The sequence below is a fragment of the Streptomyces sp. NPDC007095 genome, from assembly GCF_040634475.1.
Lineage (GTDB): Bacteria > Actinomycetota > Actinomycetes > Streptomycetales > Streptomycetaceae > Streptomyces.
Map to the genome: position 1 here is coordinate 1 of NZ_JBEYFS010000044.1, position 23,311 is coordinate 23,311.

The 23,311-nt window shown below is 71.3% G+C and carries 17 protein-coding genes and 1 pseudogene; 13 read left to right on the plus strand and 5 right to left on the minus strand.

Translation table 11 applies throughout. The annotated features are described in order from the left end of the window. Positions 1 to 1,427: protein kinase (locus tag ABZ656_RS17260; RefSeq protein WP_360268810.1), on the minus strand; the 1,427-nt coding region annotated here is incomplete at its 3' end. A gap of 157 nt (positions 1,428 to 1,584) precedes the next feature. Between ABZ656_RS17260 and miaB the strand changes: the two genes are divergently transcribed. Together miaB and ABZ656_RS17270 are read left to right on the plus strand one after the other, a co-directional pair. After that, a complete protein-coding gene (gene miaB / locus ABZ656_RS17265) occupies positions 1,585 to 3,114 on the plus strand; it encodes a tRNA (N6-isopentenyl adenosine(37)-C2)-methylthiotransferase MiaB (RefSeq protein ID WP_101401050.1) in 1,530 nt (509 codons plus the stop codon). 49 nt (positions 3,115 to 3,163) lie between these two features. Beyond that, on the plus strand, positions 3,164 to 3,883 hold the full coding sequence (locus ABZ656_RS17270) for a class III extradiol dioxygenase subunit B-like domain-containing protein (RefSeq protein ID WP_101401051.1): 720 nt from the start codon (positions 3,164 to 3,166) through the stop codon (positions 3,881 to 3,883). Positions 3,884 to 4,033: 150 nt separating this feature from the next. On the opposite strand, the gene ABZ656_RS17275 is transcribed toward ABZ656_RS17270, so the two are convergent. Together ABZ656_RS17275 and ABZ656_RS17280 are read right to left on the minus strand one after the other, a co-directional pair. Next, entirely contained in the window at positions 4,034 to 4,297 is a 264-nt protein-coding gene (locus tag ABZ656_RS17275) for an antitoxin (protein WP_101401052.1), read from the minus strand. Positions 4,298 to 4,321: 24 nt separating this feature from the next. Beyond that, positions 4,322 to 4,552: a hypothetical protein gene (locus ABZ656_RS17280; RefSeq protein ID WP_360268815.1), complete on the minus strand. Its 231-nt coding sequence runs from the start codon at positions 4,550 to 4,552 to the stop codon at positions 4,322 to 4,324. A 246-nt stretch (positions 4,553 to 4,798) separates the two neighbouring features. Here ABZ656_RS17280 and miaA point away from each other — a divergent pair, with 246 nt between their 5' ends. The 6 genes from miaA to hflX all read left to right on the plus strand — a co-directional run bounded on the left by miaA (position 4,799) and on the right by hflX (position 13,174). Then, entirely contained in the window at positions 4,799 to 5,737 is a 939-nt protein-coding gene (miaA, locus tag ABZ656_RS17285; RefSeq protein WP_101401054.1) for a tRNA (adenosine(37)-N6)-dimethylallyltransferase MiaA, read from the plus strand. Positions 5,738 to 5,839: 102 nt separating this feature from the next. Beyond that, positions 5,840 to 6,430 carry a hypothetical protein gene (locus ABZ656_RS17290; protein ID WP_101401055.1) on the plus strand — a complete coding sequence of 197 codons (591 nt, stop codon included), beginning with the start codon at positions 5,840 to 5,842 and terminating at the stop codon, positions 6,428 to 6,430. A 65-nt stretch (positions 6,431 to 6,495) separates the two neighbouring features. Further along, positions 6,496 to 7,365 (plus strand): diaminopimelate epimerase, encoded by an 870-nt coding sequence (gene dapF, locus ABZ656_RS17295; RefSeq protein WP_360268819.1) that lies wholly within the window; start codon positions 6,496 to 6,498, stop codon positions 7,363 to 7,365. A gap of 236 nt (positions 7,366 to 7,601) precedes the next feature. Continuing rightward, positions 7,602 to 9,914, plus strand: a complete 2,313-nt coding sequence (locus ABZ656_RS17300; RefSeq protein ID WP_101401057.1) for an HD domain-containing protein — start codon at positions 7,602 to 7,604, stop codon at positions 9,912 to 9,914. Positions 9,915 to 9,981: 67 nt separating this feature from the next. Then, positions 9,982 to 11,463 (plus strand): M1 family metallopeptidase, encoded by a 1,482-nt coding sequence (locus ABZ656_RS17305; RefSeq protein ID WP_101401058.1) that lies wholly within the window; start codon positions 9,982 to 9,984, stop codon positions 11,461 to 11,463. Positions 11,464 to 11,677: 214 nt separating this feature from the next. Then, positions 11,678 to 13,174, plus strand: a complete 1,497-nt coding sequence (hflX, locus tag ABZ656_RS17310) for a GTPase HflX (protein WP_101401059.1) — start codon at positions 11,678 to 11,680, stop codon at positions 13,172 to 13,174. Positions 13,175 to 13,257: 83 nt separating this feature from the next. Here the strand turns inward: hflX and ABZ656_RS17315 are convergent. Further along, a pseudogene (locus ABZ656_RS17315) lies at positions 13,258 to 14,400 on the minus strand (hypothetical protein). 225 nt (positions 14,401 to 14,625) lie between these two features. Continuing rightward, positions 14,626 to 15,855 carry a hypothetical protein gene (locus ABZ656_RS17320; protein WP_360268824.1) on the minus strand — a complete coding sequence of 410 codons (1,230 nt, stop codon included), beginning with the start codon at positions 15,853 to 15,855 and terminating at the stop codon, positions 14,626 to 14,628. Positions 15,856 to 16,184: 329 nt separating this feature from the next. Here ABZ656_RS17320 and ABZ656_RS17325 point away from each other — a divergent pair, with 329 nt between their 5' ends. From ABZ656_RS17325 to ABZ656_RS17345, 5 genes are all read left to right on the plus strand, one after another. Further along, complete coding sequence (locus ABZ656_RS17325; protein WP_101403797.1) at positions 16,185 to 16,418, plus strand: MbtH family protein; 234 nt, start codon at positions 16,185 to 16,187, stop codon at positions 16,416 to 16,418. 306 nt (positions 16,419 to 16,724) lie between these two features. Beyond that, entirely contained in the window at positions 16,725 to 18,122 is a 1,398-nt protein-coding gene (locus ABZ656_RS17330) for a diaminobutyrate--2-oxoglutarate transaminase family protein (protein WP_101403798.1), read from the plus strand. Positions 18,123 to 18,484: 362 nt separating this feature from the next. Next, positions 18,485 to 20,308 (plus strand): IucA/IucC family protein, encoded by a 1,824-nt coding sequence (locus ABZ656_RS17335; protein ID WP_360268867.1) that lies wholly within the window; start codon positions 18,485 to 18,487, stop codon positions 20,306 to 20,308. 39 nt (positions 20,309 to 20,347) lie between these two features. Beyond that, on the plus strand, positions 20,348 to 21,085 hold the full coding sequence (locus ABZ656_RS17340) for a GNAT family N-acetyltransferase (RefSeq protein WP_101401063.1): 738 nt from the start codon (positions 20,348 to 20,350) through the stop codon (positions 21,083 to 21,085). A gap of 56 nt (positions 21,086 to 21,141) precedes the next feature. Beyond that, positions 21,142 to 23,244 carry an IucA/IucC family siderophore biosynthesis protein gene (locus ABZ656_RS17345; RefSeq protein WP_360268828.1) on the plus strand — a complete coding sequence of 701 codons (2,103 nt, stop codon included), beginning with the start codon at positions 21,142 to 21,144 and terminating at the stop codon, positions 23,242 to 23,244. Positions 23,245 to 23,311: the final 67 nt, after the last annotated feature.

Below are 23,311 nucleotides of genomic sequence, written 5' to 3' on the forward strand. Positions count from 1 at the left end.
ATGGAGAGCCAGTCGAAGCACGGCTGCTTGCCGGCGACGACGACGTTCACGTAGTCGCGGCTGCGCAGCACGTGGTCCGCCACCGAGAGAAGGGGCAGCAGCGCGGCGGCCGCGCCACCGGCGACGAGTACGACCGCGGCTGCCGACAACACCCAGCCCCGGGCCTTGCGGCCCTTGCCGCCCGTGCCCACCGCGGAGGTCCGGGCGGCGTCCGGCTCCTGCGGCTGCGGCCAGGGATGCGGAGCGTACGGACCCGGCGCGGCCCCTGGCCCCATCACGAAGGGTCCGGGCAGCGCGGCGTGGGACGGCGTGGCATGGGACGGCGCGGTGGGGGAGTAGGCCATCGGCGGCCCGAAGGCGCCGGGGCCGGCTGGACCGGCGGGTCCGAAGGCGCCGGATCCAGCGGGTCCGAAAGCCCCAGACACTCCGGAGGCCCCCGAAGCCCCCGAAGTCCCCGCAGCTCCGGAAGCGTGAGTGTCCGGAACCGCCTCCGCCCGCGCTCGATCCGCGTCTTCGGCCCGGGCCGCGATACCCGCCGCCAGTTCGCCCGACAGCCACGCCCCGGACGCGGACCGCGCTTCGGCACCGAGATCCGCCTGGATCGTCTGGACGGAGCGTATGACCTCCTCGACGGAAGGCCGCTCGGCGGCGGGCTTGCGCAGACACCGTGCCACCAGCTCCCGTATCTCCACCGGCACGCGGCTGAGATCAGGCTCCTCGTGCACCACCCGGTAGAGCACCGCGTGCGGATCCCCGTCCCCGAAGGCGCCGCCGCCCGTCGCCGCGAACACCGCGGTCTGCCCGAGCGCGAACACGTCGGCCGACGGCATGGCATCCCCGCCGAGGACCTGCTCCGGAGCCATGTAGGCGACGGTTCCGAGGGCGGTGCCGCTCATCGTCACCGACGTGGCATCCGCGGCCCGCGCGACACCGAAGTCGATGACCCGCGGCCCGTCCGCGGCGAGCAGCACGTTCGACGGCTTGAGGTCCCGGTGCACGATGCCCTCGCGGTGCACCGCCTGCAGAGCCTCCGCGACACCGGCGATCAGCCGCAGCACGGTGTCGACGGGCAGCGGACCGTGATCGCGTACCGCGTCGGCGAGGGAAGGCCCCGGCACATAGGCGGTCGCACACCACGGCATCGATCCACCGGTGTCGCTGTCCACGACCGGAGCCGTGTAGAGCCCGTGCACCCGGCTCGCGGCGGCCACCTCGGCCTGGAACCGCTTGCGGAACTCGGCGTTCTCGGCCAGCTCCGGCCGGATCACCTTGACCGCGACGGCCCGCCCGCCCGGCGTGTGCGAGAGATAGACCCGTCCCATGCCCCCGGCCCCGAGCCGTGCCACCAGCCGGTAGCCGCCGACGACCCGAGGATCGCCGTCCTCCAGAGGCTGGAAACTCCCCGCATCGGCCCCACCGTCGCTCAACACGCCCCACTCCACCCCGAGATCCGTTCTGTGGTGCCCCATTGCATCACGGGCCCCCTCGGCCCGGTGGGGACGGCTGCCGACCTCGTGGTCGGGCGCGGCCCGCTCCTCGAAACCCTCGGGCGGGGGCTCTCCCGAAACCGCCTACCCTTGAGCCATGACCAGCAGCAGCGACCGGAGTCAGGCAGTGGACGTCCAGGAACCCAAGACCTATGAGGTGCGCACCTACGGGTGCCAGATGAACGTCCACGACTCCGAACGGCTCTCAGGGCTCCTCGAAGGCGCCGGTTACGTGCGCGCGCCCGAGGGGTCCGACGGTGACGCGGACGTCGTCGTCTTCAACACCTGCGCCGTCCGGGAGAATGCCGACAACAGGCTGTACGGCAACCTCGGCCGCCTCGCGCCGATGAAGACGAAGCGCCCCGGGATGCAGATCGCCGTCGGCGGCTGCCTGGCCCAGAAGGACCGCGACACCATCGTGAAGAAGGCGCCCTGGGTGGACGTCGTCTTCGGTACGCACAACATCGGCAAGCTGCCGGTCCTCCTGGAGCGCGCCCGCGTACAGGAAGAGGCGCAGGTCGAGATCGCCGAGTCGCTGGAGGCGTTCCCGTCCACGCTGCCGACCCGCCGAGAGAGCGCGTACGCGGCCTGGGTCTCCATCTCCGTGGGCTGCAACAACACCTGCACCTTCTGCATCGTCCCGGCGCTGCGCGGCAAGGAGAAGGACCGCAGGACCGGCGACATCCTCGCCGAGATCGAGGCACTGGTCGGCGAGGGCGTCTCCGAGATCACACTGCTCGGACAGAACGTCAACGCGTACGGCAGCGACATCGGCGACCGCGAGGCGTTCAGCAAGCTGCTGCGGGCCTGCGGGCAGATCGAGGGCCTGGAGCGGGTCCGGTTCACCTCCCCGCACCCCCGTGACTTCACCGACGACGTCATCGCCGCCATGGCCGAGACACCGAACGTGATGCCGCAGCTGCACATGCCGCTGCAGTCCGGTTCGGACCCGGTCCTGAAGGCGATGCGCCGGTCCTACCGACAGGACCGCTACCTCGGGATCATCGAGAAGGTGCGCGCAGCCATTCCGCACGCCGCCATCACCACCGACATCATCGTGGGCTTCCCCGGAGAGACCGAGGAGGACTTCGAGCAGACCATGCACGTGGCGCGGGAGGCGCGCTTCTCGGCGGCGTTCACGTTCCAGTACTCCAAGCGCCCCGGCACCCCGGCCGCCACCATGGAGAACCAGATCCCCAAGGAGGTCGTCCAGGCGCGCTACGAGCGGCTCGTCGCCCTCCAGGAGGAGATCTCCTGGGACGAGAACAAGAAGCAGGTCGGCCGCACCCTGGAGCTGATGGTCGCCGAGGGCGAGGGCCGCAAGGACGGCGCCACCCACCGCCTCTCCGGCCGTGCCCCCGACAACCGCCTGGTCCACTTCACCAAGCCCGACCAGGAAGTACGCCCCGGTGATGTGGTCACCGTCGAGATCACCTACGCCGCCCCGCACCACCTGCTCGCCGAGGGCGCTGTCCTGGATGTGCGCCGCACGCGCGCGGGGGACGCCTGGGAGAGGCGCAACGCGGCCGAGGCACCGAAGCCCGCCGGTGTGATGCTGGGGCTGCCGAGGATCGGTGCCCCGGAGCCGCTGCCGGTCGCCACCGGCAGCGGGTGCGGCTGCGACTGACCCCGGGCGGGGGCTCCGGGAGCGGCCGGGCGGGGTTACGCTGCCGATCATGCTTGTAGCCGCCGCAGTCTGCCCCTGTCCGCCGCTGCTCGTCCCCGAGGTCGCCGCCGGTGCGGCACCGGAACTGACCGCCGCGCGCGCGGCCTGCACGGACGCTCTGGGGGTGCTGGCCGCCTCGCGCCCCGACCTGCTGGTCGTCGTCGGGCCCGCCGAACAGAGCGCGCGCGGGCCGTTTCCGGAGGGGGCGCCGGGCTCGTTCCGCGGGTTCGGTGTGGACCTCGACGTACGCCTCGGGGGAGGGGTGTCGCTTGCCGGGGCGCCGGAGCGCCCGCTTCCGCCCTCGCTCGCCGTCGCCGCCTGGCTGCTGGAGCGCACGGGCTGGTCCGACGCCCCCGTCGAAGGCCTCGGCGTGGGCGAACCTCTCGAGGCCGAGCGCTGTGTCCGGGCCGGGGCGGGGATCCTCGCACGGGCCGACCGGGTGGCCCTGTTGGTGATGGGCGACGCCAGCGCGTGCCGGACGCTCAAGGCACCCGGCTATCTCGACGAACGCGCGGCGGGCTTCGACGCGGAGGTCGCGCGGGCGCTGGGCGCGGCGGACGTGGCGGCCCTCAAGGCGCTGGACGCCGAGCTGGCCTACGAACTGAAGGTCTCCGGGCGGGCCCCTTGGCAAGTCCTCGCGGGCGCGGCCGAGGGTGCGGACCTGGGCGGCGCCCTGCTGTACGAGGACGCGCCGTACGGGGTGGGGTACGTGGTGGCGGCCTGGTCCTAGGGCTCTTGGAGCTCTCAGGACTCCGCCCGGGAAAGCCGCCGGCCGACAGAGTCGAGCCCCGATACGGTGACCCGGACACGGCGGACGGCCGGGAGCCCGGTGTGCTCCGCGGCCGTCCGCCGATGCGTGATGCGTGCCGATATGTGCCCGTCAGGACGCCGGAGGCGGTGGAGGCATGTCCGGCGGCGGCGTGGCGCCGTCGGTTTCCTTGTGCGCGAGTCGGTCCATGGCGCCCTTCGCCTTGCCCGTGCCCGTCTGGATCTTGTCGCTGTACTTGCCCTTGGTCTTCTCGTCGACCACCTTCGCGGCCTTGTCGAGACCGTGAGTGACCTTGTCCCCGTGCTGTTGCGCGAGGTCCGAGACCTTGTCCTTGGCGGGTGCCAGCTTGGCTTTCAAATTGTCCAGGAGACTCATGGTCCACCTTCCCTCGCGGGACAGTTACGTGCGGGCGCCTTCGCCGGCCTCGTTGTCCGCGGCCTTCTCTGCGGTCTGCTGCTGAGGGATCTCGACATCGTCCGACGCGGCGGACCCCGTGGGCTCGGTCGCGGCGGCCCCGTCTTCGCCCGCGGAGCCGGCCGGGCTCGCGGAGCCTTCGGACTTCTCGGGCGAACCCTTCGCCTCCTCCGTCACCTCCGCCTCGGTCTCGGCCGTTTGTGTGTCGGCCTCCACCGCGGCGGTTGACGCCTCTTCCGTAGCCTTCGACCTTCCAAGAAGTCGTGCAAAAACGCCCATATCCACTCCATACGTTACTCGTGAGGGCGAAATCCCGCGTCACCCGGTGCGTCCCATTGCGTCGCACGGGTCACCGGTTCTCGAAAACCGGCGGCTGGAACCTCGCAACAGGCAACGACCCCGGGCCCGTGGCGTCACGTACCTCGTTCGAGGAGAGGTCCCGAGGTTTGCGAGACTGAGGCGGTGAGTAGCGCACCCCCCGCCCCCCGGGTCATCGCCGTCGTAGGACCGACCGCCGCAGGAAAGTCCGATCTGGGCGTTTACCTCGCCCAACGGCTCGGCGGTGAGGTCGTCAACGCCGACTCCATGCAGTTGTACCGAGGGATGGACATCGGGACCGCCAAGCTGACGACGCAGGAGCGCGGCGGGATCCCGCACCATCTCCTGGACATCTGGGACGTGACCGTCACGGCCAGCGTCGCCGAGTACCAGCGGCTCGCCCGCGCCCACATCGACGCGCTGCTCGCCGAGGGCCGCTGGCCGATCCTGGTGGGCGGCTCCGGGCTGTACGTCCGTGGGGCCGTCGACAATCTGGAGTTCCCCGGCACCGACCCCGAGGTGCGGGCCCGGCTGGAGGAGGAGCTCACACTGCGTGGCTCCGGAGCGCTGCACGCGCGTCTGGCCACGGCCGATCCGGAGGCCGCGCACGCGATCCTGCCCAGCAACGGCCGCCGTATCGTCCGCGCCCTCGAGGTCATCGAGATCACCGGAAAGCCCTTCACCGCCAACCTTCCCGGTCACGACTCCGTCTACGACACCCTGCAGATCGGCGTCGACGTCACGCGCCCCGAACTCGACGACCGCATCGCGCGCCGCGTCGACCGTATGTGGGAGGCGGGGCTCGTCGACGAAGTACGTGCACTGGAGGCGCACGGACTGCGTGAGGGGCGTACGGCATCGCGTGCGCTCGGATACCAGCAGGTGCTCGCGGCGCTCGCCGGGGAGTGCACCGACGCCGAGGCGCGCGCCGAGACCGTACGCGCCACCAAACGCTTCGCGCGGCGTCAGGACTCCTGGTTCCGGCGCGATCCCCGGGTGCACTGGCTGAGCGGCGCTGCGGCGGATCTCACAGAACTCCCGCAGCTCGCCCTGGCGTTGGTCGAACGACCGGTCACAGCCTGATCACGTCATGGCATCGGGACGCTCCGGCCGCCGTCCGGGCCTTCGGCGCCGTGCCATCATCGAGCTTCGATCGACCAAGTGGAGTCCGAGTTGGGAGGGCGCGTGGCGATGGAGGCCGGCCCTCGCGACACCGCACAGGACGCGGAGCACGACACCGCGCAGGCGCAGCAGAAGCCGCAGGAACCGCTGGATCGTCAGGACTTCGTCGGAGATCGGCCGGGCCCTGACGGGGACCGGCTGGGCGGCGACGGCGAGCGGCCGAGTGCCGACGGCGCTCCGCTGAGCTCCGACGGGCCCGACGAGCCTTCCGGCGGCGTCAGTGCCGACGGGCCGGCACCGGACGAGATGGTGCCGCCCGAGGTCGAGGTCGAGCTGCGCCCGCAGCGTCGACTGCGGATCTGGCAGCTCGCGCCGATCGTGATCCTGGCCGCGACGGGCTCCCTGATGTTCGCCTTCCCGCTGGCCTTCGAGTTCGGTGACGGCGGCGCGGTGGTCGCCATGCTCGGCCTGCTGATCTGCTCGTGCGCCGCGGGCTGGGGCATGATGGCGGCCCGCCGGGTCGGCTACGTCTGGCCGGGTCTGCCGCCGCGGGGCTCCGGCCGCCGTCTGGACTGGCGTGTCGTGCTCGCGTACGTCGTGGTGGTCGCGGCGGTGGCGGTACTGGCCGTCTGGCGCGTCGCCCGCCTCCGCTGAGGTCCGCCGTCACCTGGGTCCCCTGCCGGGACCGGGGTGTCGGACCGACCCCGTAGGATCGAGGAATGAGCACGCGGATCGCCTTCCTCAAGGGTCACGGGACCGAGAACGACTTCGTGATCCTCCCGGACCCGGAGAACGCCATCGACCTGCCCCCGACCGCCGTGGCCGCCCTGTGCGACCGCCGCGCGGGCATCGGCGGCGACGGTCTGCTGCATGTAGTTCGGTCCGCCGCGCACCCCGAGGCCAAGGAGATGGCGGCCGAAGCGGAGTGGTTCATGGACTACCGCAACGGCGACGGCTCCGTCGCGGAGATGTGCGGCAACGGAGTGCGGGTGTTCGCGCGCTACCTCCAGCGCGCCGGACATGTGGCCGAGGGAGACATCGCGGTCGCCACGCGCGGGGGCGTGAAGAGCGTGCACCTCGCCAAGGACGGCGGCATCACCGTCGGCATGGGCAAGGCGGTCCTCCCCGAGGGGGACGTCACCGTGAGCGTCGGCGAGCGCAGCTGGCCCGCGCGCAACGTCAACATGGGCAACCCGCACGCCGTCGCCTTCGTGGACGACCTCGCGCACGCCGGCAACCTGTTCACGCCGCCGCCGTTCGCTCCGGCCACGGCCTACCCGGACGGGGTGAACGTCGAATTCGTTGTCGACCGGGGGCCGCACCACGTCGCCGTGCGCGTCCACGAGCGCGGCTCCGGGGAGACCCGCTCGTGCGGGACGGGCGCGTGCGCCGTGGCCGTCGCGGCGGCCCGCCGCGACGGAGCCGACCCGGCCGTGACGGGGACTCCGTCGACGTACACCGTCGACGTGCCCGGTGGCCGCCTGGTGATCACCGAGCGCCCGGACGGCGAGATCGAGATGACGGGCCCCGCGGTGATCGTCGCCGAGGGCGAGCTCGAAGCGGAGTGGCTGGACACCGTCCGGTTCTGAACGGACGTCCCGGACGATGTCGTAACCCCCGTTCCTTCCAAATCCTCACGTCCGTAAACCCCCTGAACCTTCGCTCGAATGGGTGATCCGTTTCACGCTCGGCGAGAGGCGGTCAGCCGGGCGTGGTGGGCTCGGTAGCATCAAGCACCGGCCCGGACGGGGGAATCGGGACCAACCCCTGAGCCGTGTACGCCATGGGGCACCCCGTCCGCCGGTCTACGCAGCCGGAGGTGCCCATGAGTGCGGAGGCGACGAACCCCGCGACGCCAGCCCCTGCAACGCCCTCCCCCGGGCTCTCGGCTTCTCCCCCACTCTCGACTTCGCTCGAGCGGGGGGACCCTCATGAGCAGGGGGAACCCCCATCGCACCGCAGGAAGAGCCGACCTCGGATCGATCTGCGCCGCCTCGGTCGTGCCGCGCTGCTCGGCACTACGTCCCGCGACCGGCTGCCCGACGCGATCGGCCACGTGGCCGAGGCACACCGCGCCCACCACCCCGACGCGAACCTGGAACCGCTGCGCCGGGCCTACGTACTGGCGGAGTCCTCGCACCGCGGCCAGATGCGCAAAAGCGGTGAGCCGTACATCACCCATCCGCTCGCCGTGACCCTGATTCTCGCCGAACTCGGCGCGGAGACCACGACGTTGACCGCCTCCCTGCTCCACGACACCGTCGAGGACACGGAAGTGACGCTCGATCAGGTACGTGATGAGTTCGGCGACGAGGTCTGCTATCTCGTCGACGGCGTCACCAAGCTGGAAAAGGTGGACTACGGGGCGGCCGCCGAGCCCGAGACCTTCCGCAAGATGCTCGTCGCCACCGGCAACGACGTCCGCGTGATGTCGATCAAACTCGCCGACCGGCTGCACAACATGCGCACGCTCGGCGTCATGCGCGCCGAAAAACAGGCGCGCATCGCCAAGGTCACCAGGGACGTGCTGATCCCGCTCGCCGAACGGCTCGGAGTCCAGGCGCTCAAGACCGAGCTCGAGGACCTCGTCTTCGCGATCCTGCATCCCGAGGAGTACGAGCACACCAGGGAACTGATCGTCGACAACGCGTCGCGCGCGAGCGACCCGCTCGCCGAGATCGCCGAGGAGGTGCGGACGGTCCTGCGCGAGGCCGGGATCCAGGCCGAAGTCCTCATAAGGCCACGACACTTCGTCTCGGTGCACCGCGTGTCACGCAAACGCGGCCCCATGCGCGGCGCCGACTTCGGACGTCTCCTCGTGCTCGTGAACGAGGACGCCGACTGCTACGGCGTCCTCGGCGAACTGCACACCTGTCTCACCCCGGTCGTCTCGGAGTTCAAGGACTTCATCGCGGTCCCCAAGTTCAACCTGTACCAGTCGCTGCACACGGCCGTCGCGAGCGGTGACGGCGAGATCGCCGAAGTCCTCATCCGCACCCACCAGATGCACAAGGTCGCCGAGGCCGGGGTCATCGCACTCGGCAATCCCTACGCTCCTCCTTCGGAGGAGCAGTCGGACGAGCAGTCCGAGGGCCGGCCGGGCGGCGGCGCACGCCCTGTGGACGGCGAGCGGGTGGACCCCACCCGCCCCGGCTGGCTCTCCCGGCTCCTCGACTGGCAGGAGGGCGCCCCGGACCCGGACACGTTCTGGTCCACGCTGCGCGAAGATCTCGCCCAGGACCGCGAGATCACCGTCTTCCGCGCCGACGGCGGCTCGTTGGGCCTTCCGGAGGGCGCCAGTTGCGTGGACGCCGCTTACGCGCAGTACGGCGAGGACGCGCACGCCTGCATCGGCGCCCGTGTCAACGGCCGCCTGGCGACGCTCAGTACGGTCCTGAAGGACGGCGACACCGTGCAGCTCCTCATGGGCCAGGACCCCGCCTCGGAGCCCTCCAGAGAGTGGCTGGAGCACGCGCACACGCCCGCCGCGCGGATCGCCATCCAACGCTGGCTGGCCGCACACCCCTCGCCCGTCGACACGGAAGACCTGGCGGCCAGGGAAGCCCCGGAAACCCCCGAGACCCCGGCCGCGGCCCTCAGGCCGTCCGCCGACGCGCCCACGGCCCGCCCCACGGACGCATCCGCCGCCCGCCGCACCGACGCCCCTGCCGCCCGCCCCGCCGCCGCGAACGCCGTCGTCGACCTGCCAGGCGCCTCCGTACGCCTCGCGGGCTGCTGTACGCCCGTACCGCCCGACGAGGTGACCGGCTTCGCCGTACGCGGGGGAGTGGTGACCGTCCACCGCGTGGAGTGCGCCGGAGTGGCGCGCATGAAGAGCTCGGGGCGCGCGGAGGTGGAAGTGCGCTGGGGCGGCACCACCGAGTGCCGGGTCACGCTGGTCGCCGAGTCCTTCGGACGCCCGCATCTGCTCGCCGACCTCACCGAAGCCATCGCCCTGGAGGGCGTCGCGATCGTCTCGGCGACCGTCGAACCCCCCAGCCAGCAGCGCGTACGCCACACGTACACGCTCCAACTCCCGGACGCGGCACACCTTCCCGGGCTGATGCGCGCGATGCGGAACGTGCCGGGCGTGTACGACGTGAGCCGGGCGCAGCACGCGGCGGCTGCCACGCCGTAGCACCCGATCGGGTGGGTCCGGCGCGAGTCGTCCCCGTGGGGCGGGTGCGCGCTGGTAGCCGTGGTCCATGCTGCTCACCCCCCGCACCAGGAACCGTCGTATCCAGGGGGCGCTCCTCGCCTCCGCCGTCTCGGTCTGTCTCGTCGCCGCAAGCGCCCCGTCCCCGGCCACGCCCCTCGGCGTCGGTGACCGCCTCTTCCCGTACCTGGGCAATCCCGGGTACGACGTCAAGTCGTACGACCTCTCCTTCACCTACCCCGGCGTCAACGACAAGCCGCTGGCGGCCGTCACGACGATCGACGCCGTGACGTCCGAGCGGCTTGAGCGCGTCAATCTGGACTACACCCACGGCAAGGTGGAGTCGGTCGAGGTCAACGGTGCGCCCGCGACGTTCACGAACGCCGGGGAGGACCTGGTGGTGACGCCCAGGGATCCGGTGCCCGCGGGCGGCTGGATGCGGATCACCGTCCGGCACTCGAGCGATCCGGTCGCCACCGGGAGCGGGGACGGCGGCTGGGTGCGGACGAGGGACGGCCTCGCCATGGCCAACCAGGCCGACGCCGGGCACATGGTCTTCCCGTGCAACGACCACCCCTCGGACAAGGCGATGTTCACCATCCACGTCACCGCGCCCGACGGGTACACGGCCGTGGCCAACGGACTGCCCACCGGGGTCGACCGTGCCGGCAAGTCCACCACGTGGACGTACCGCACCACGCACCCCATGGCCACCGAACTCACCCAGGTGTCCATCGGCCGCTCCAGCGTGCTGCACCGCGAGGGTCCGCACGGCCTGCCGCTCCGCGACGTCGTGCCCACCAAGGACCGCAAGCTGCTCGAACCGTGGCTCAAGAAGACGCCCGACCAGATCGCCTGGATGGAGAGCAAGGTCGGCCCGTACCCCTTCGAGACCTACGGGCTGCTGATGGCCGAGGCGCAGACCGGATTCGAGCTGGAGACGCAGACGCTCTCTCTCTTCGAGAGAGGCCTCTTCACGGAGCCCGCGCTGCCCAAGTGGTACGTCGAGTCGGTCATGGTGCACGAGCTGTCGCACCAGTGGTTCGGCGACAGTGTCAGCCCCCGCGCCTGGTCCGACCTGTGGCTCAACGAGGGACACGCGACCTGGTACGAGGCCTTGTACGCCGAGGAGAAGGCGGACAAGCCCATGGAGACCCGCATGAAGGCGGCCTACCGTGCCTCCGACTCCTGGCGGGCCGCCGGAGGGCCGCCCGCGGCGCCCAAGGCACCCTCCCCGGGGCAGAAGATCAGCATCTTCCGGCCGAGCGTCTACGACGGGGCCGCGCTCGCCCTGTACGCGCTGCGTGAGGAGATCGGACACCCCGCCTTCGAGCGCCTGGAGCGCGCCTGGGTCGCCCTTCACCGGGACGGCACGGCCACGACCGCGGACTTCGAGCGGCTCGCGTCCGCTCTCGCGAACCGTGACCTGAGCGGGTTCTTCCGGACCTGGCTCTACGGCACGAAGACGCCGCCGATGCCCGGGCACCCGGACTGGAAGAGCGACGCCCCGAAGGCGCGCAGGGGCGCCTGAGAACTCGGGTGACGAGACGGGACGTGCCGTGCGACCATCATCAGGTCGGCGGCGCGGCCCCGCGGAGGGTTGGCCCGGCGGAATCCGGGAATCTCCCGGTGGTCCCGGACGTTGTTCCTCGTGACGGGCGGTGTCCGTCGCCGAACAGGTTTCACCAGTGACGCCACCGATACCTCCAGTGACGTATCGGTGTCCCCATCGACGTAAGGATCCAATGACCTCCTCTTCTTCCCCTTCCCAGGACGCGCAGAGCCTCGCGCAGAACTACCCCGAAGGTCTTCGGGCCGATGCCCTGATGGAAGAGGACGTCGCCTGGAGCCACGAGATCGACGGAGAGCGGGACGGCGAGCAGTTCGACCGCTCCGAGCGTGCGGCCCTGCGCCGTGTGGCGGGCCTCTCCACCGAACTCGAGGACGTCACCGAGGTCGAGTACCGACAGCTCCGTCTGGAGCGCGTCGTCCTCGTCGGTGTGTGGACCACGGGCACCATTCAGGACGCGGACAACTCGCTCGCCGAGCTGGCGGCCCTCGCGGAGACCGCGGGCGCGCTCGTGCTCGACGGCGTCGTCCAGCGCCGTGACAAGCCCGACGCGGCCACGTACATCGGATCCGGCAAGGCCAACGAGCTGCGGGACATCGTCCTGGAGTCCGGCGCCGACACCGTGATCTGCGACGGTGAGCTGAGCCCCGGACAGCTGATCCACCTCGAAGACGTCGTCAAGGTCAAGGTCATCGACCGTACGGCCCTGATCCTCGACATCTTCGCCCAGCACGCCAAGTCCCGAGAGGGCAAGGCGCAGGTCGCGCTCGCGCAGATGCAGTACATGCTGCCGAGGCTGCGCGGCTGGGGTCAGTCGCTGTCCCGTCAGATGGGCGGCGGCAAGGGCGGCGGCCTCGCCACCCGTGGTCCCGGTGAGACCAAGATCGAGACGGACCGGCGTCGTATCCGCGAGAAGATGGCGAAGATGCGCCGGGAGATCGCGGACATGAAGACCGGCCGCGAGATCAAGCGCCAGGAGCGCCGCAGGAACAAGGTGCCCTCGGTCGCCATCGCCGGGTACACCAACGCGGGCAAGTCCTCGCTGCTCAACCGCCTCACCGGCGCGGGCGTGCTGGTCGAGAACGCGCTGTTCGCGACCCTCGACCCGACCGTGCGCCGGGCTGAGACCCCGAGCGGGCGGCTGTACACCCTGGCCGACACGGTCGGGTTCGTACGCCACCTGCCGCACCACCTCGTCGAGGCGTTCCGCTCCACGATGGAGGAGGTCGGCGACTCCGACCTGATCCTGCACGTGGTGGACGGCTCGCACCCGGCGCCGGAGGAGCAGCTGGCCGCCGTGCGCGAGGTCATCCGCGACGTCGGTGCGACCGACGTGCCCGAGATCGTGGTGATCAACAAGGCGGACGCGGCCGACCCGCTGGTCCTCCAGCGGCTGATGCGGATCGAGAAGCGTTCCATCGCGGTCTCGGCCCGCACCGGGATGAACATCGACCAGCTGCTCGCGCTCATCGACAACGAGCTGCCCCGCCCCTCGGTCGAGATCGAGGCGCTCGTGCCGTACACGCACGGCAGGCTGGTCGCGCGCGCCCACTCCGAGGGCGAGGTGATCTCCGAGGAGCACACCCCGGAGGGCACCCTGCTCAAGGTGCGGGTGCACGAGGAACTCGCGGCGGACCTTGCGCCGTACGTTCCGGCGCCGATCGCGCTGTAGCCCCTCGCTTCCGCAGCGACGCACGAGGGCCCGCCCCCTCTCGCAGGGGGCGGGCCCTCGTCGTGGCCGGGTGAGCGCGGCGCCTACTGTCCGCCGCACCGCTTGCTCATGTTCTCGTGGAGCGCCTGCGCGCCCTTGCCGAGCTGCGGCCCGGCGAGCCAGGTGTTGTCGGCCGGGCCGATCGAGGTGTTCGAGACCAGCTCGGCCTTGCCGTCGACGACCCGGAACCAGCCGCCGCCGGAGGAACCGCCGGTCATGGTGCAGCCGATGCGGTACATCGTCGGCAGGCCCGGGCTCAGCGACAGCCGGCCCGGCCGGTCGACGCACTTGAACATCTTCAGACCGTTGTACGGCGGCGCGGCCGGGTAGCCCCAGGCACCCATCGTGCTGACGTCCCGGGCGGAGGGTGCCGAGAAGTCCACGTCCAGCGCGTTGCCGACCGTCTCCTCCAGGGACTTCGAGCCCTGCTCCGGCTTCACGTGCAGGAGCGCGTAGTCGTACGGGGCGCCCGCGCCGCCCGTCTCGTCGCCGCCCGCGATCCACTGGTTCGAGGTGGAGGCCCAGTCGGCCCACCACTGGCCCTACGGGGCGATCTGCGCGGCGGAGGCGTTCCTCAGCTCGGACTCGGACCTGCCCCGGTCGTTGTACGCGGGCACGAAGGCGATGTTGCGGTACCAGCCGCCCTTGCCGCCGGCGTGCACACAGTGGCCCGCCGTCCACACCAGGCTGGACTTGCCCGGGTGGTTGACGTCCTTGACGACGGTCCCGGAGCAGACCATCGAGCCCTCGGGGGAGTCGAAGAAGACCTTCCCGACCGGGGCGGCGTGGTCGTGGTACGGGGTTTTCTCCGCCGTGGCCTCGACCGGTGCCGGATCCGGGTCGCTGACGCCCTGGTCGGCCGCCGCGTCCCTCGCCGAGATCGTCTTGTCAGGGTCCTTGGCGGACTTCATGCGCTCGGGCTTCCACAGCCCCGCGATCACCGGGTTGACGAAGTCCTTGGCCTCGCTGAGCCACTTGCCCTTGTCCCAGTTCTTCCAGCCGCCGTTCTTCCACTGGTCGACGTCGATGCCCTGCTCTTCGAGCTTGCCCTTGACGGCGTCCGGGATCTTGATCTTGTCGTCGCCGCTCCCGGATCCGTTCTGGGACCCGTTCTGCGACGAAGAGGCAGTGGACTGACCGCTCGCCTTGTCGTCGCCCGAGTTGCAGGCGGTGGCGGTGAGTGCCAGGGCGGCGGCGAGGCCGGTGGCGGCGAGAACGCGGCGTCGGCCGCGCCCCGGAACGCATGCTGGTGTAACCCCCGTTGAAGTGCTGACACCTCACTATGCCCGGGCATTTGAGGACGAACGCCGGTGGAGTGGTGAAGGTTTCTGTGCGCCACCCCACCGCCGCCCGTGCCACCCGTGCGCGAGCCCTGTCAGGCCCGTCGGGTCACCGGCCCGCGCATCGTCGTCTCACTGGCCCGCGAACTTCTTGCTCACCGAGTCGTACACACCCTTGGCGACCGAACCCAGGTGCGGACCCGCCAGCCAGCCCGCGCTGACCGGGCCGATCGAGGTGTTGGACACCAGGGCGGGCTTGCCGTCCGACCCGGTCGCCACCCAGCCGCCGCCGGACGAACCACCGGTCATGGTGCACCCGATGCGGTACATCGTCGGGTCCGCCTTGGCGATCGACAGCCGGCCGGGCCTGTCGGTGCACTGGTAGAGCTTCTGCCCGTCGAACGGCGCCGCCGCCGGATATCCGGTCGCCGTGATGCTCGCGACCTTGGGCACGGCCGGGGCGTTGAAGTTCACCGGGAGCGCCGAACCGACCGTCTCCTCAAGGGACTTGCCGTTGCTGCCCTTCTCCGGCGTCACATGCAGGACCGCGTAGTCGTACGACGCGCCCTGGCCGCCGGTGGAGCCGCCCTGCGCGATCCACTGGTCCGAGGTCTGCGCCCAGTCGCTCCACCAGACGCCGTAAGGAGCGACCTCCGTCCTGGCGGCGTTCTGCAACTGTGCGGACGTCCTGCCGGCGTTGTTGTACGACGGCACGAAGGCGATGTTGCGGTACCAGCCGCCCTTCTTGCCGGCGTGCACACAGTGGCCCGCGGTCCACACGAGGTTCGACTTGCCCGGGTGCGCGGGGTCCTCGACCACGGTCGCCGAGCAGACCATCGTGCCCTCGGGAGAGTCGAAGAACACCTTGCCCGCCTCGGGCACGCTGTCGTGGTAGGCGGCGCTCATGGCCTTCGCCGCCACGGGCGCCGGAGTGGCGTCGGTGACGCCCTGGTCACCGGAGAGGTCGTTCTCGTCGACGCCCTTGTTCTTGTCCGGGTCGTCGGCGCCGCGCATCCGGTCCGGGTTCCACAGCCCCTTGATGATGGGGTTGACGAAGTCGTTGGCCTCGCGCAGCCAGTCGTCCTTGTTCCAGTTCTTCCAGGCGCCGTTCTTCCACTTGTCGATGTCGATCCCGTGCTCTTTGAGCTTGTTCTTGATGTCGTCCGGGATCTTGATCTTGTCGTCGCTGCTCTGGGACGCCGACGCGCCGGCCTGGCCGCTCGCGTTGCTGTCGCCCGAGTTGCAGCCGGTGGCGGTCAGCGCCAGCGCCGCCGTCAGGCCGACGGCGGCCAGTACGGGGGAGGTTCTGCGGCGCGCGCTCCTCCCTCGACGAGCGGCGAAGGACGGGCGTATGGATCGCATGGTGTAACTCCCCCTGGACGTAAGAGAACCTGTCAGGATCCGCCGATCCGGAGTCCCTCGGTTACGGGACACCGGTGCATCGTTCGGTGTCTCTGAACGGCACCACACACTATGCGCTCGCTGTGGGGGACATCCCCCGGAACGGCAACGGTTTCGCTACGGGCTGCCTGATCCGGCCGGCATCCAGGGATGTGATCACCCACGGCCGAATCTACTTTCGCGAGGGGCCTGCGCGGGGGCTGGGCGGCAGCCGCCGTGGGAAACCCTGTAGAGCGGCTCGCCAGGATCGTCGGGACAGCGGTTCCGTACGCGTTTGTGAGGTGTACACCGTGCCGAATCCGTTCGAGAACGACGGCGCGTCCCACTTCGTCCTCGTGCATGACGAGAGTCAGCACTCGCTGTGGCCGGCGTTCGCGGAGATCCCGGCCGGGTGGAAGGCGGTGCACGGCGAGGACACACGCGCCGCATGCCTGGAGTACGTGGAGCAGCACCGCATCCCTGGACCGGGCCCGTTCCGCATCGGTCTTCGTGTCGCCGGGCGACCGCGCGCCCCTCGTGAGTGACGACGACGGGCCGGGCACGCCCAAGGATCTTCGACTCACCCGCTTCCCCGAGCGAGTCGCGTCGTTGGTACGTACGGGGGACTTGCCACCTGCGCTCAGAGCCCCCTGCCAACTCGCCTCTGGACAGCGGGAGGACCTGAAGTCGTGGCCGTGACCGAGTCTGCGGTGGTACCGGTGGGGCGCGAGCCCGAGGAGACGCGGGAGGGCGTGTCCGGGACGGGGCGAGAGGGGCCGGACGGTGTGCCCGTGGCGTCCGAGCGGGCGCGGGAAAGGGTGCCCGGGGCGGCCGAGGGGGCGCGAGAGACGGTGCCCGGAGTGTCTGAGGGGGCCCGCGCGGCGCACGAGGGGATTCTGCGGCGCCAGTCGGCGCGCGAGTCGGCGGCCCGCACCTACGCGCGCGCCCTGCCGATCGTCCCCGTGCGGGCGCGGGGGCTGACCATCGAGGGCGCGGACGGGCGCCGTTACCTCGACTGCCTCTCCGGCGCGGGCACACTGGCCCTGGGGCACAACCACCCGGTGGTGCTGGAAGCGATCAGAAAAGTCCTCGACTCCGGGGCGCCACTGCACGTCCTCGACCTGGCCACACCCGTCAAGGACGCCTTCACCACCGAGCTGTTCCGCACGCTGCCCCCGGAGTTCGCCGCCCGCGCGCGGGTGCAGTTCTGCGGACCCGCCGGGACGGACGCCGTCGAGGCCGCGTTCAAACTGGTGCGCGCGGCGACCGGACGCACCGGGATGCTCGCGTTCACCGGTGCCTATCACGGGATGACCGCGGGGGCGCTCGAAGCATCCGGAGGCGCGACCGAGGTACGGGTCGCGCGCCTGCCCTACCCCCAGGACTACCGCTGCCCGTTCGGCATCGGCGGTGAGCGCGGTGCCGAACTCGCCGCGCGCTGGACCGAGTCCCTGCTCGACGACACCAAGTCCGGCGTGCCGCACCCCGCCGGGATGATCCTCGAACCCGTCCAGGGCGAGGGCGGGGTGATTCCCGCGCCCGACGACTGGATGCGCCGGATGCGCGAGATCACCGCGGCGCGCTCCATTCCCCTGATCGCGGACGAGGTCCAGACCGGCGTCGGGCGCACCGGCGCCTTCTGGGCCGTGGAACACAGCGGGATCACCCCGGACGTGATGGTTTTGTCCAAGGCCATCGGCGGCAGTCTGCCGCTGGCCGTCGTCGTCTACCGCGACGACCTCGACGTCTGGCAACCGGGCGCCCACGCCGGCACGTTCCGCGGCAACCAGCTGGCCATGGCCGCGGGCACGGCGACCCTCGCGTACGTCCGCGAGAACGGACTGGCCGAGCGCGCGGCGACCCTGGGCTCCCGCATGCTCACTCAACTCCGCCGACTCGCCGAGGAGTTCCCCTGCATCGGTGACGTACGGGGCCGCGGGCTGATGATCGGCGTCGAGCTGGTGGATCCCGAGACACCCCCGGACACCACCACCGACGGCCCCCGGCCCGCCGCCCCCGAACTCGCCGCCGCCGTGCAGCGCGAGTGCCTGCGCCGCGGTCTGATCGTGGAGCTGGGCGGGCGCCGCGCCAGCGTGGTGCGACTCCTGCCGCCCTTGACGATCAGCGACGAACAGGCGACCGCGGTGCTCGACCGACTGGCGGACGCGGTGGCGACGGTGGCGCGAGCGGGACTGGACGGGCCGGCCGGGCACGGTCGGGGTTCCGTGTCCGGTGAGCACGCCGGATAGGACCTGCAACCGCCGCGGGCCCGCCCGCACGGCGCCCCCTCGACGGTCCTCCACCCCGGACGGGACGCGGACCTCACTCGGACCACCCCACTCGAACCACCCCCTCGCGCCGAACCACCGCCCGCCCGGACCGACCAGGAACGCCCCAGGCCCCACCCCCCACGCCCCACGCACGCCAGTACCGCCCCGGTTCGTCGCCGCACGAGCCTGAACGACCCCGAGGAACTCTCTTGAACGCCACCCCCGCCCCCGACGGCCGTCCCGACACCCACGAGCGAGCGGCCTGCGGCACGCAGACCCCGCCGGTTTCGGGGGCCGACTCGGTCCCCCGGCAGAAGGGAGGGGCCCGGGAGACCGAGCGGCTGCACGGCGCCACCGCCGATCTGCTGGAGCACCCCGCCGCCCACACCGCGGCCCAGGCGGCGGCGGTCGAGAACCTGTTGCGCTGCTGGGTACGGGAGAACAACCTGCCCGCCCCCACCGACGGCACCCTCCGTATCCCCCTCCCGGCCAGCGGCACCTCCCTCCTGACGCCGGTCCACCACTGGTCCCCGACCGGCTGGCACCGCTTCGGCCTTCCGCACCTCGCCGAGGGGGCACCGCCGGCCGACGCCGTCACCGTGGCGGCGCTGCTCGCGCGCCAGGCGGCGACGGGCGACGGGACGACGAGCACGGCCGAGGGGACGTCGACGCCCGTTTCGGAATCCGGCCCCGCCGGGGACGGCGCCGACCTGGTCGGCCGTGTCGCCGACTCGGTGCGGCGGACCGTCGTGTTCATCAACGATCGCAGACAACGGCCCGCCGACACCCCCGACTTCTTCCTCGCCGCCGAACAAGCACTGGTGCTGGGACACCCGTGGCACCCCACCCCGAAGAGCCGGGAAGGGCTCTCCGAGACCGAAGCGCGGCTGTACTCACCCGAGTTGCGCGGCTCCTTCCCCCTGCACTGGATGGCGGTCGCCCCCTCGGTCCTGGCCGCCGACTCGGCATGGACGGAGCGCGGCCGCCCCGTCCCCGCGCAACAGCTCACCGCGCGGTTGGCCGGAGCCGGGCTGCCCCTGCCCGACGGTTACGCAGCCCTGCCGCTGCACCCATGGCAGCTGGCCGACGTCCGGCACCGACCCGAGACCGCGGCCCTGCTCGACGCCGGACTGCTCCTGGACCTCGGCCCGCACGGCTCCGCCTGGCACCCGACCTCCTCCGTCCGCACCCTCTACCGCTCCGGCGCCCCCGCCATGCTCAAGCTGTCGCTGGGTCTGCGCATCACCAACTCCCGCCGTGAGAACCTCCGCAAGGAGCTCCACCGCGGCGTGGAGGTCCACCGTCTGCTGCGCAGCGGCCTGTCCAAGCAGTGGCAGTCCGCCCACCCGGGCTTCGACATCGTCCGCGACCCGGCCTGGCTCGCCGTCAACGCCCCGGACGGCACCCCCCTGACCGGGCTCGACGTGATGATCCGCCACAACCCGTTCGGGCCGACCGACGACGCCGGCTGTGTCGCGGGGCTCGTCTCTCCCCGGCCCCACGCCCGACCCGGCGCACGCGGCGGATCCGAGGACCGGCCCGTGATGCGGTCCCGGCTCGCCGAGATCGTCACCCGCCTCGCCGGACGCACCAGCAGGCCCCGTGGCGCCGTCGCCGCCGAGTGGTTCCTGCGCTACCTGGAGCACGTCGTACGCCCTGTGCTCTGGCTCGACAGCGAGGCGGGGATCGCGCTGGAAGCACACCAGCAGAACACCCTGCTCCTGCTGGACCCCGATGGCTGGCCCACGGGCGGCCGTTACCGCGACAACCAGGGCTTCTACTTCCGCGCGTCCCGGCGCGCCGAACTGGACGCCCGGCTGCCCGGCATCGGCGAACACAGCGACACCTTCGTCTCCGACGAGGTCACCGACGAACGCTTCGCCTACTACCTGGCGATCAACAACGTGCTGGGCCTCATCGGCGCGTTCGGCTCCCAGCACCTCGCCGACGAACAACTGCTGCTCGCCGCCTTCCGCCGCTTCCTCACCGATGTGGCCTGCGGCCCGGCCCGACTGCGTACGCCCCTGCCCGCCCACCTCCTCGACTCGCCCGTCCTGCGCTGCAAGGCCAACCTGCTGACCCGGCTGCACGGCCTCGACGAACTGGTCGGCCCGGTCGACACCCAGTCCGTCTACGTCACCCTCGCCAACCCCCTCCATTCCTGAGGAACATGCCCCACCCCGTCTCCTGAGAGGAGCGTCGCCGTGCCTCCCACCGATGCGAGCACCGACGCCGGTACCGCCCCCGTCACCGACCTCGGCGCCGACCCGGGCCCCGGGCCGGGCACGGACAACGAGGACACCCTCGACCTGCGCCTGCCCGACGAGCTCCTCGCGCTCCTCGGCTCCGAGGTCGAGTCGGCCGGGGGAGACGATCTGCTCGACCGCATCGGTGGCTGGGGCCCGATCGCCACTCCCGTGGGCGCCTTCCACCTGGTCCCCGTCCGCGTGGAGCGTGATCTCCCGCTCGTCTCCCGCTGGATGAACGACCCCGCCGTGGCGGAGTTCTGGGAGCTGGCAGGACCCGAGTCGGTCGCCGAAGAACATCTGTGCCGCCAGCTCGACGGCGACGGCCGCAGTGTGCCCTGCCTCGGCGTGCTGGACGGCACCCCGATGAGCTACTGGGAGATCTACCGCGCGGACCTCGACCTCCTGGCCCGCCACTATCCCGCCCGCCCGCACGACACCGGCCTTCACCTCCTCGTCGGCGGTGTCGCCAACCGAGGACGAGGCCTCGGATCCGCCCTGCTCCGAGCCGTCGCCGACCTCGTACTGGACAAGCGCCCGGCCTGCGCCCGCGTCGTCGCGGAACCCGACCTCCGCAACACCCCCTCCGTCTCCGCCTTCCTGAGCGCGGGCTTCAGGTTCTCCGCCGAGGTCGATCTGCCCGGCAAACGGGCAGCCCTCATGGTCCGGGACCGGAGCCTGCGCGATCTGTTGTAGCGCCCTGCCCTCACCGCACCGCTCGTTCCGATCCGGTTCCCTGTCAAGGAGTCCCCGTGCCGCATCCATCCGCCACCCCGGCCTCCGGAGCGCTGCCCGCCTTGTACGACCCGCCCGAGCTGCGCAAAGACCGATGGGACCAGGTCGGCCGCCGACTGCTCGCGAAGATGATCGGCGAGTTCGCCCACGAGGAGATCGTCAGACCGGAACCGGAACCGGAACCGGAACCGGAACCGGAACCGGAGCCGGAGCCGGGTTCGGAGGCTCAGCGGGGCGCGGAGGGAAAAGTGGCCACCCTCCGCAGTGAGCACGATCCGGCGACCGGCCTCGACTCCTCCGCCGGAGCGGCCTCCTCGCGACCCTCACCGAACCCCGCCTCCGCCCACCAGGACATCCCACACCATGACATTCCCCATCAGGACATTACCCACCAGAGCATCCCGCACCAGAACACCCTGCACCGAAACACCTCGCACGAGAACACCGGGCACACCGGCACCCTCCGCCCCTACGCCCTCCGCCTCGACGCCGGCGGCAGCCTCTCCTTCCGCGCCCGCCGGGCCTCGTACGACAGCTGGCGCGTCGACCCCGCCTCGCTCACCCTCACCGAGGAAGGAGCGGAACCGTGCCCCTTCACCGACCCGCTCGGCTTCCTCACCCGAGCCCGCGGCACACTGGAGATCGACGGCGCGACGCTCGGCCACGTGGTACGTGAACTGAGCACGACGCTCGCCGCGGACGCCCGCCTCGACCGCGACGCCCATACGGCGGCCGAACTGGCCGACCTCGGCTACGCCGAACTGGAGGGCCACCAGACCGGCCACCCCTGGATCGTGCTGAACAAGGGCCGCCTCGGCTTCTCCGCGACGGACGCCGCCGACTGGGCGCCGGAGGCCCGCAGGGCGACGCAGATTCCCTGGATCGCGGTGCACACCACGCTCGCCACCTACCGAGGCGTCCCGAGCCTCCACTCCGCCGAACAGCTCTACGCGCGCGAACTCGCCCCCGCCACCAGGGAGTCCTTCGACGGGGTACTACGCGCGCGTGGGCTCACTCCGGAGTCGTACCTCTACCTGCCCGTGCATCCCTGGCAGTGGGACGACGTCGTGCTGCCGCTGTTCGCGCCCTCCGTAGCCGCGGGAGCGATCGTGCCGCTGCCCTCCGACGGCGACCTGCGGCTCCCACAGCAGTCGATCCGTACGTTCCTCAACGTCTCGCACCCGGACCGGCACACGGTGAAACTGCCGCTGTCCGTGCTCAACACCCTGGTCTGGCGCGGCCTGCCGACGGAACGCACGCTCGCGGCGCCTGCCGTCACCGCCTGGATGCACGCACTGAGAGACGCCGACCCGTTTCTGCGGGACACCTGTGGAGTGATCCTGCTCGGCGAGGTCGCCTCGGTGACGGTGAACCACCCCGTGTACGACGCCCTCCCCGAAGTGCCCTATCAGTACAAGGAGTTGCTCGGCGCGATCTGGCGCGAGCCGGTCTCCAGCCATCTGGCCCCCGGTGAACGCGCGCGCACCCTGGCCGCGCTCCTGCACACCGACCCGGACGGCCGCGCCTTCACGGCGGAGCTCGTCGCCCGCTCGGGCCTCGCCCCCAACGTCTGGCTGCGCCGTCTCTTCGCCGCGCTCCTGCCGCCGCTGCTGCACTTCCTCTATCGGTACGGCACCGTGTTCAGCCCCCATGGGGAGAACGCGATCGTCGTCTTCGACGACCACGACGTCCCCGTCCGACTCGCCGTGAAGGACTTCGTGGACGACGTCAACGTGAGCGCGGACCCGCTGCCCGAGCACGCGACCATGCCGGACGACGTACGGAACGTACTGCTGACCGAGCCGCCGGCGTTCCTGACCCAGTTCATCCACTCCGGGCTCTTCGTGGGGGTCTTCCGCTACCTCGCACCGCTCTGCGAGGAACAACTGGGCGTTCCGGAGGCCGAGTTCTGGTCGCTCGTCCGGGCGGAGATCGTCCGCCACCAGGCGCGCTTTCCCGAGCTCAAGGAGCGTTACGAGATGTTCGACCTGCTCACTCCGCGTATCGAGCGCCTGTGCCTCAACCGCAACCGACTGCACCTCGACGGCTACCGCGACCGCCCCGAGCGCCCGCACGCCGCGGTGCACGGCACGGTCCCGAACCCCCTCCACCGGCCTTGATCATCCGGCCCGTACTCGTTCTCGTCTTGATCGCGTCCGTCGGCCGGGCCTTGATCGCCCGATTGTC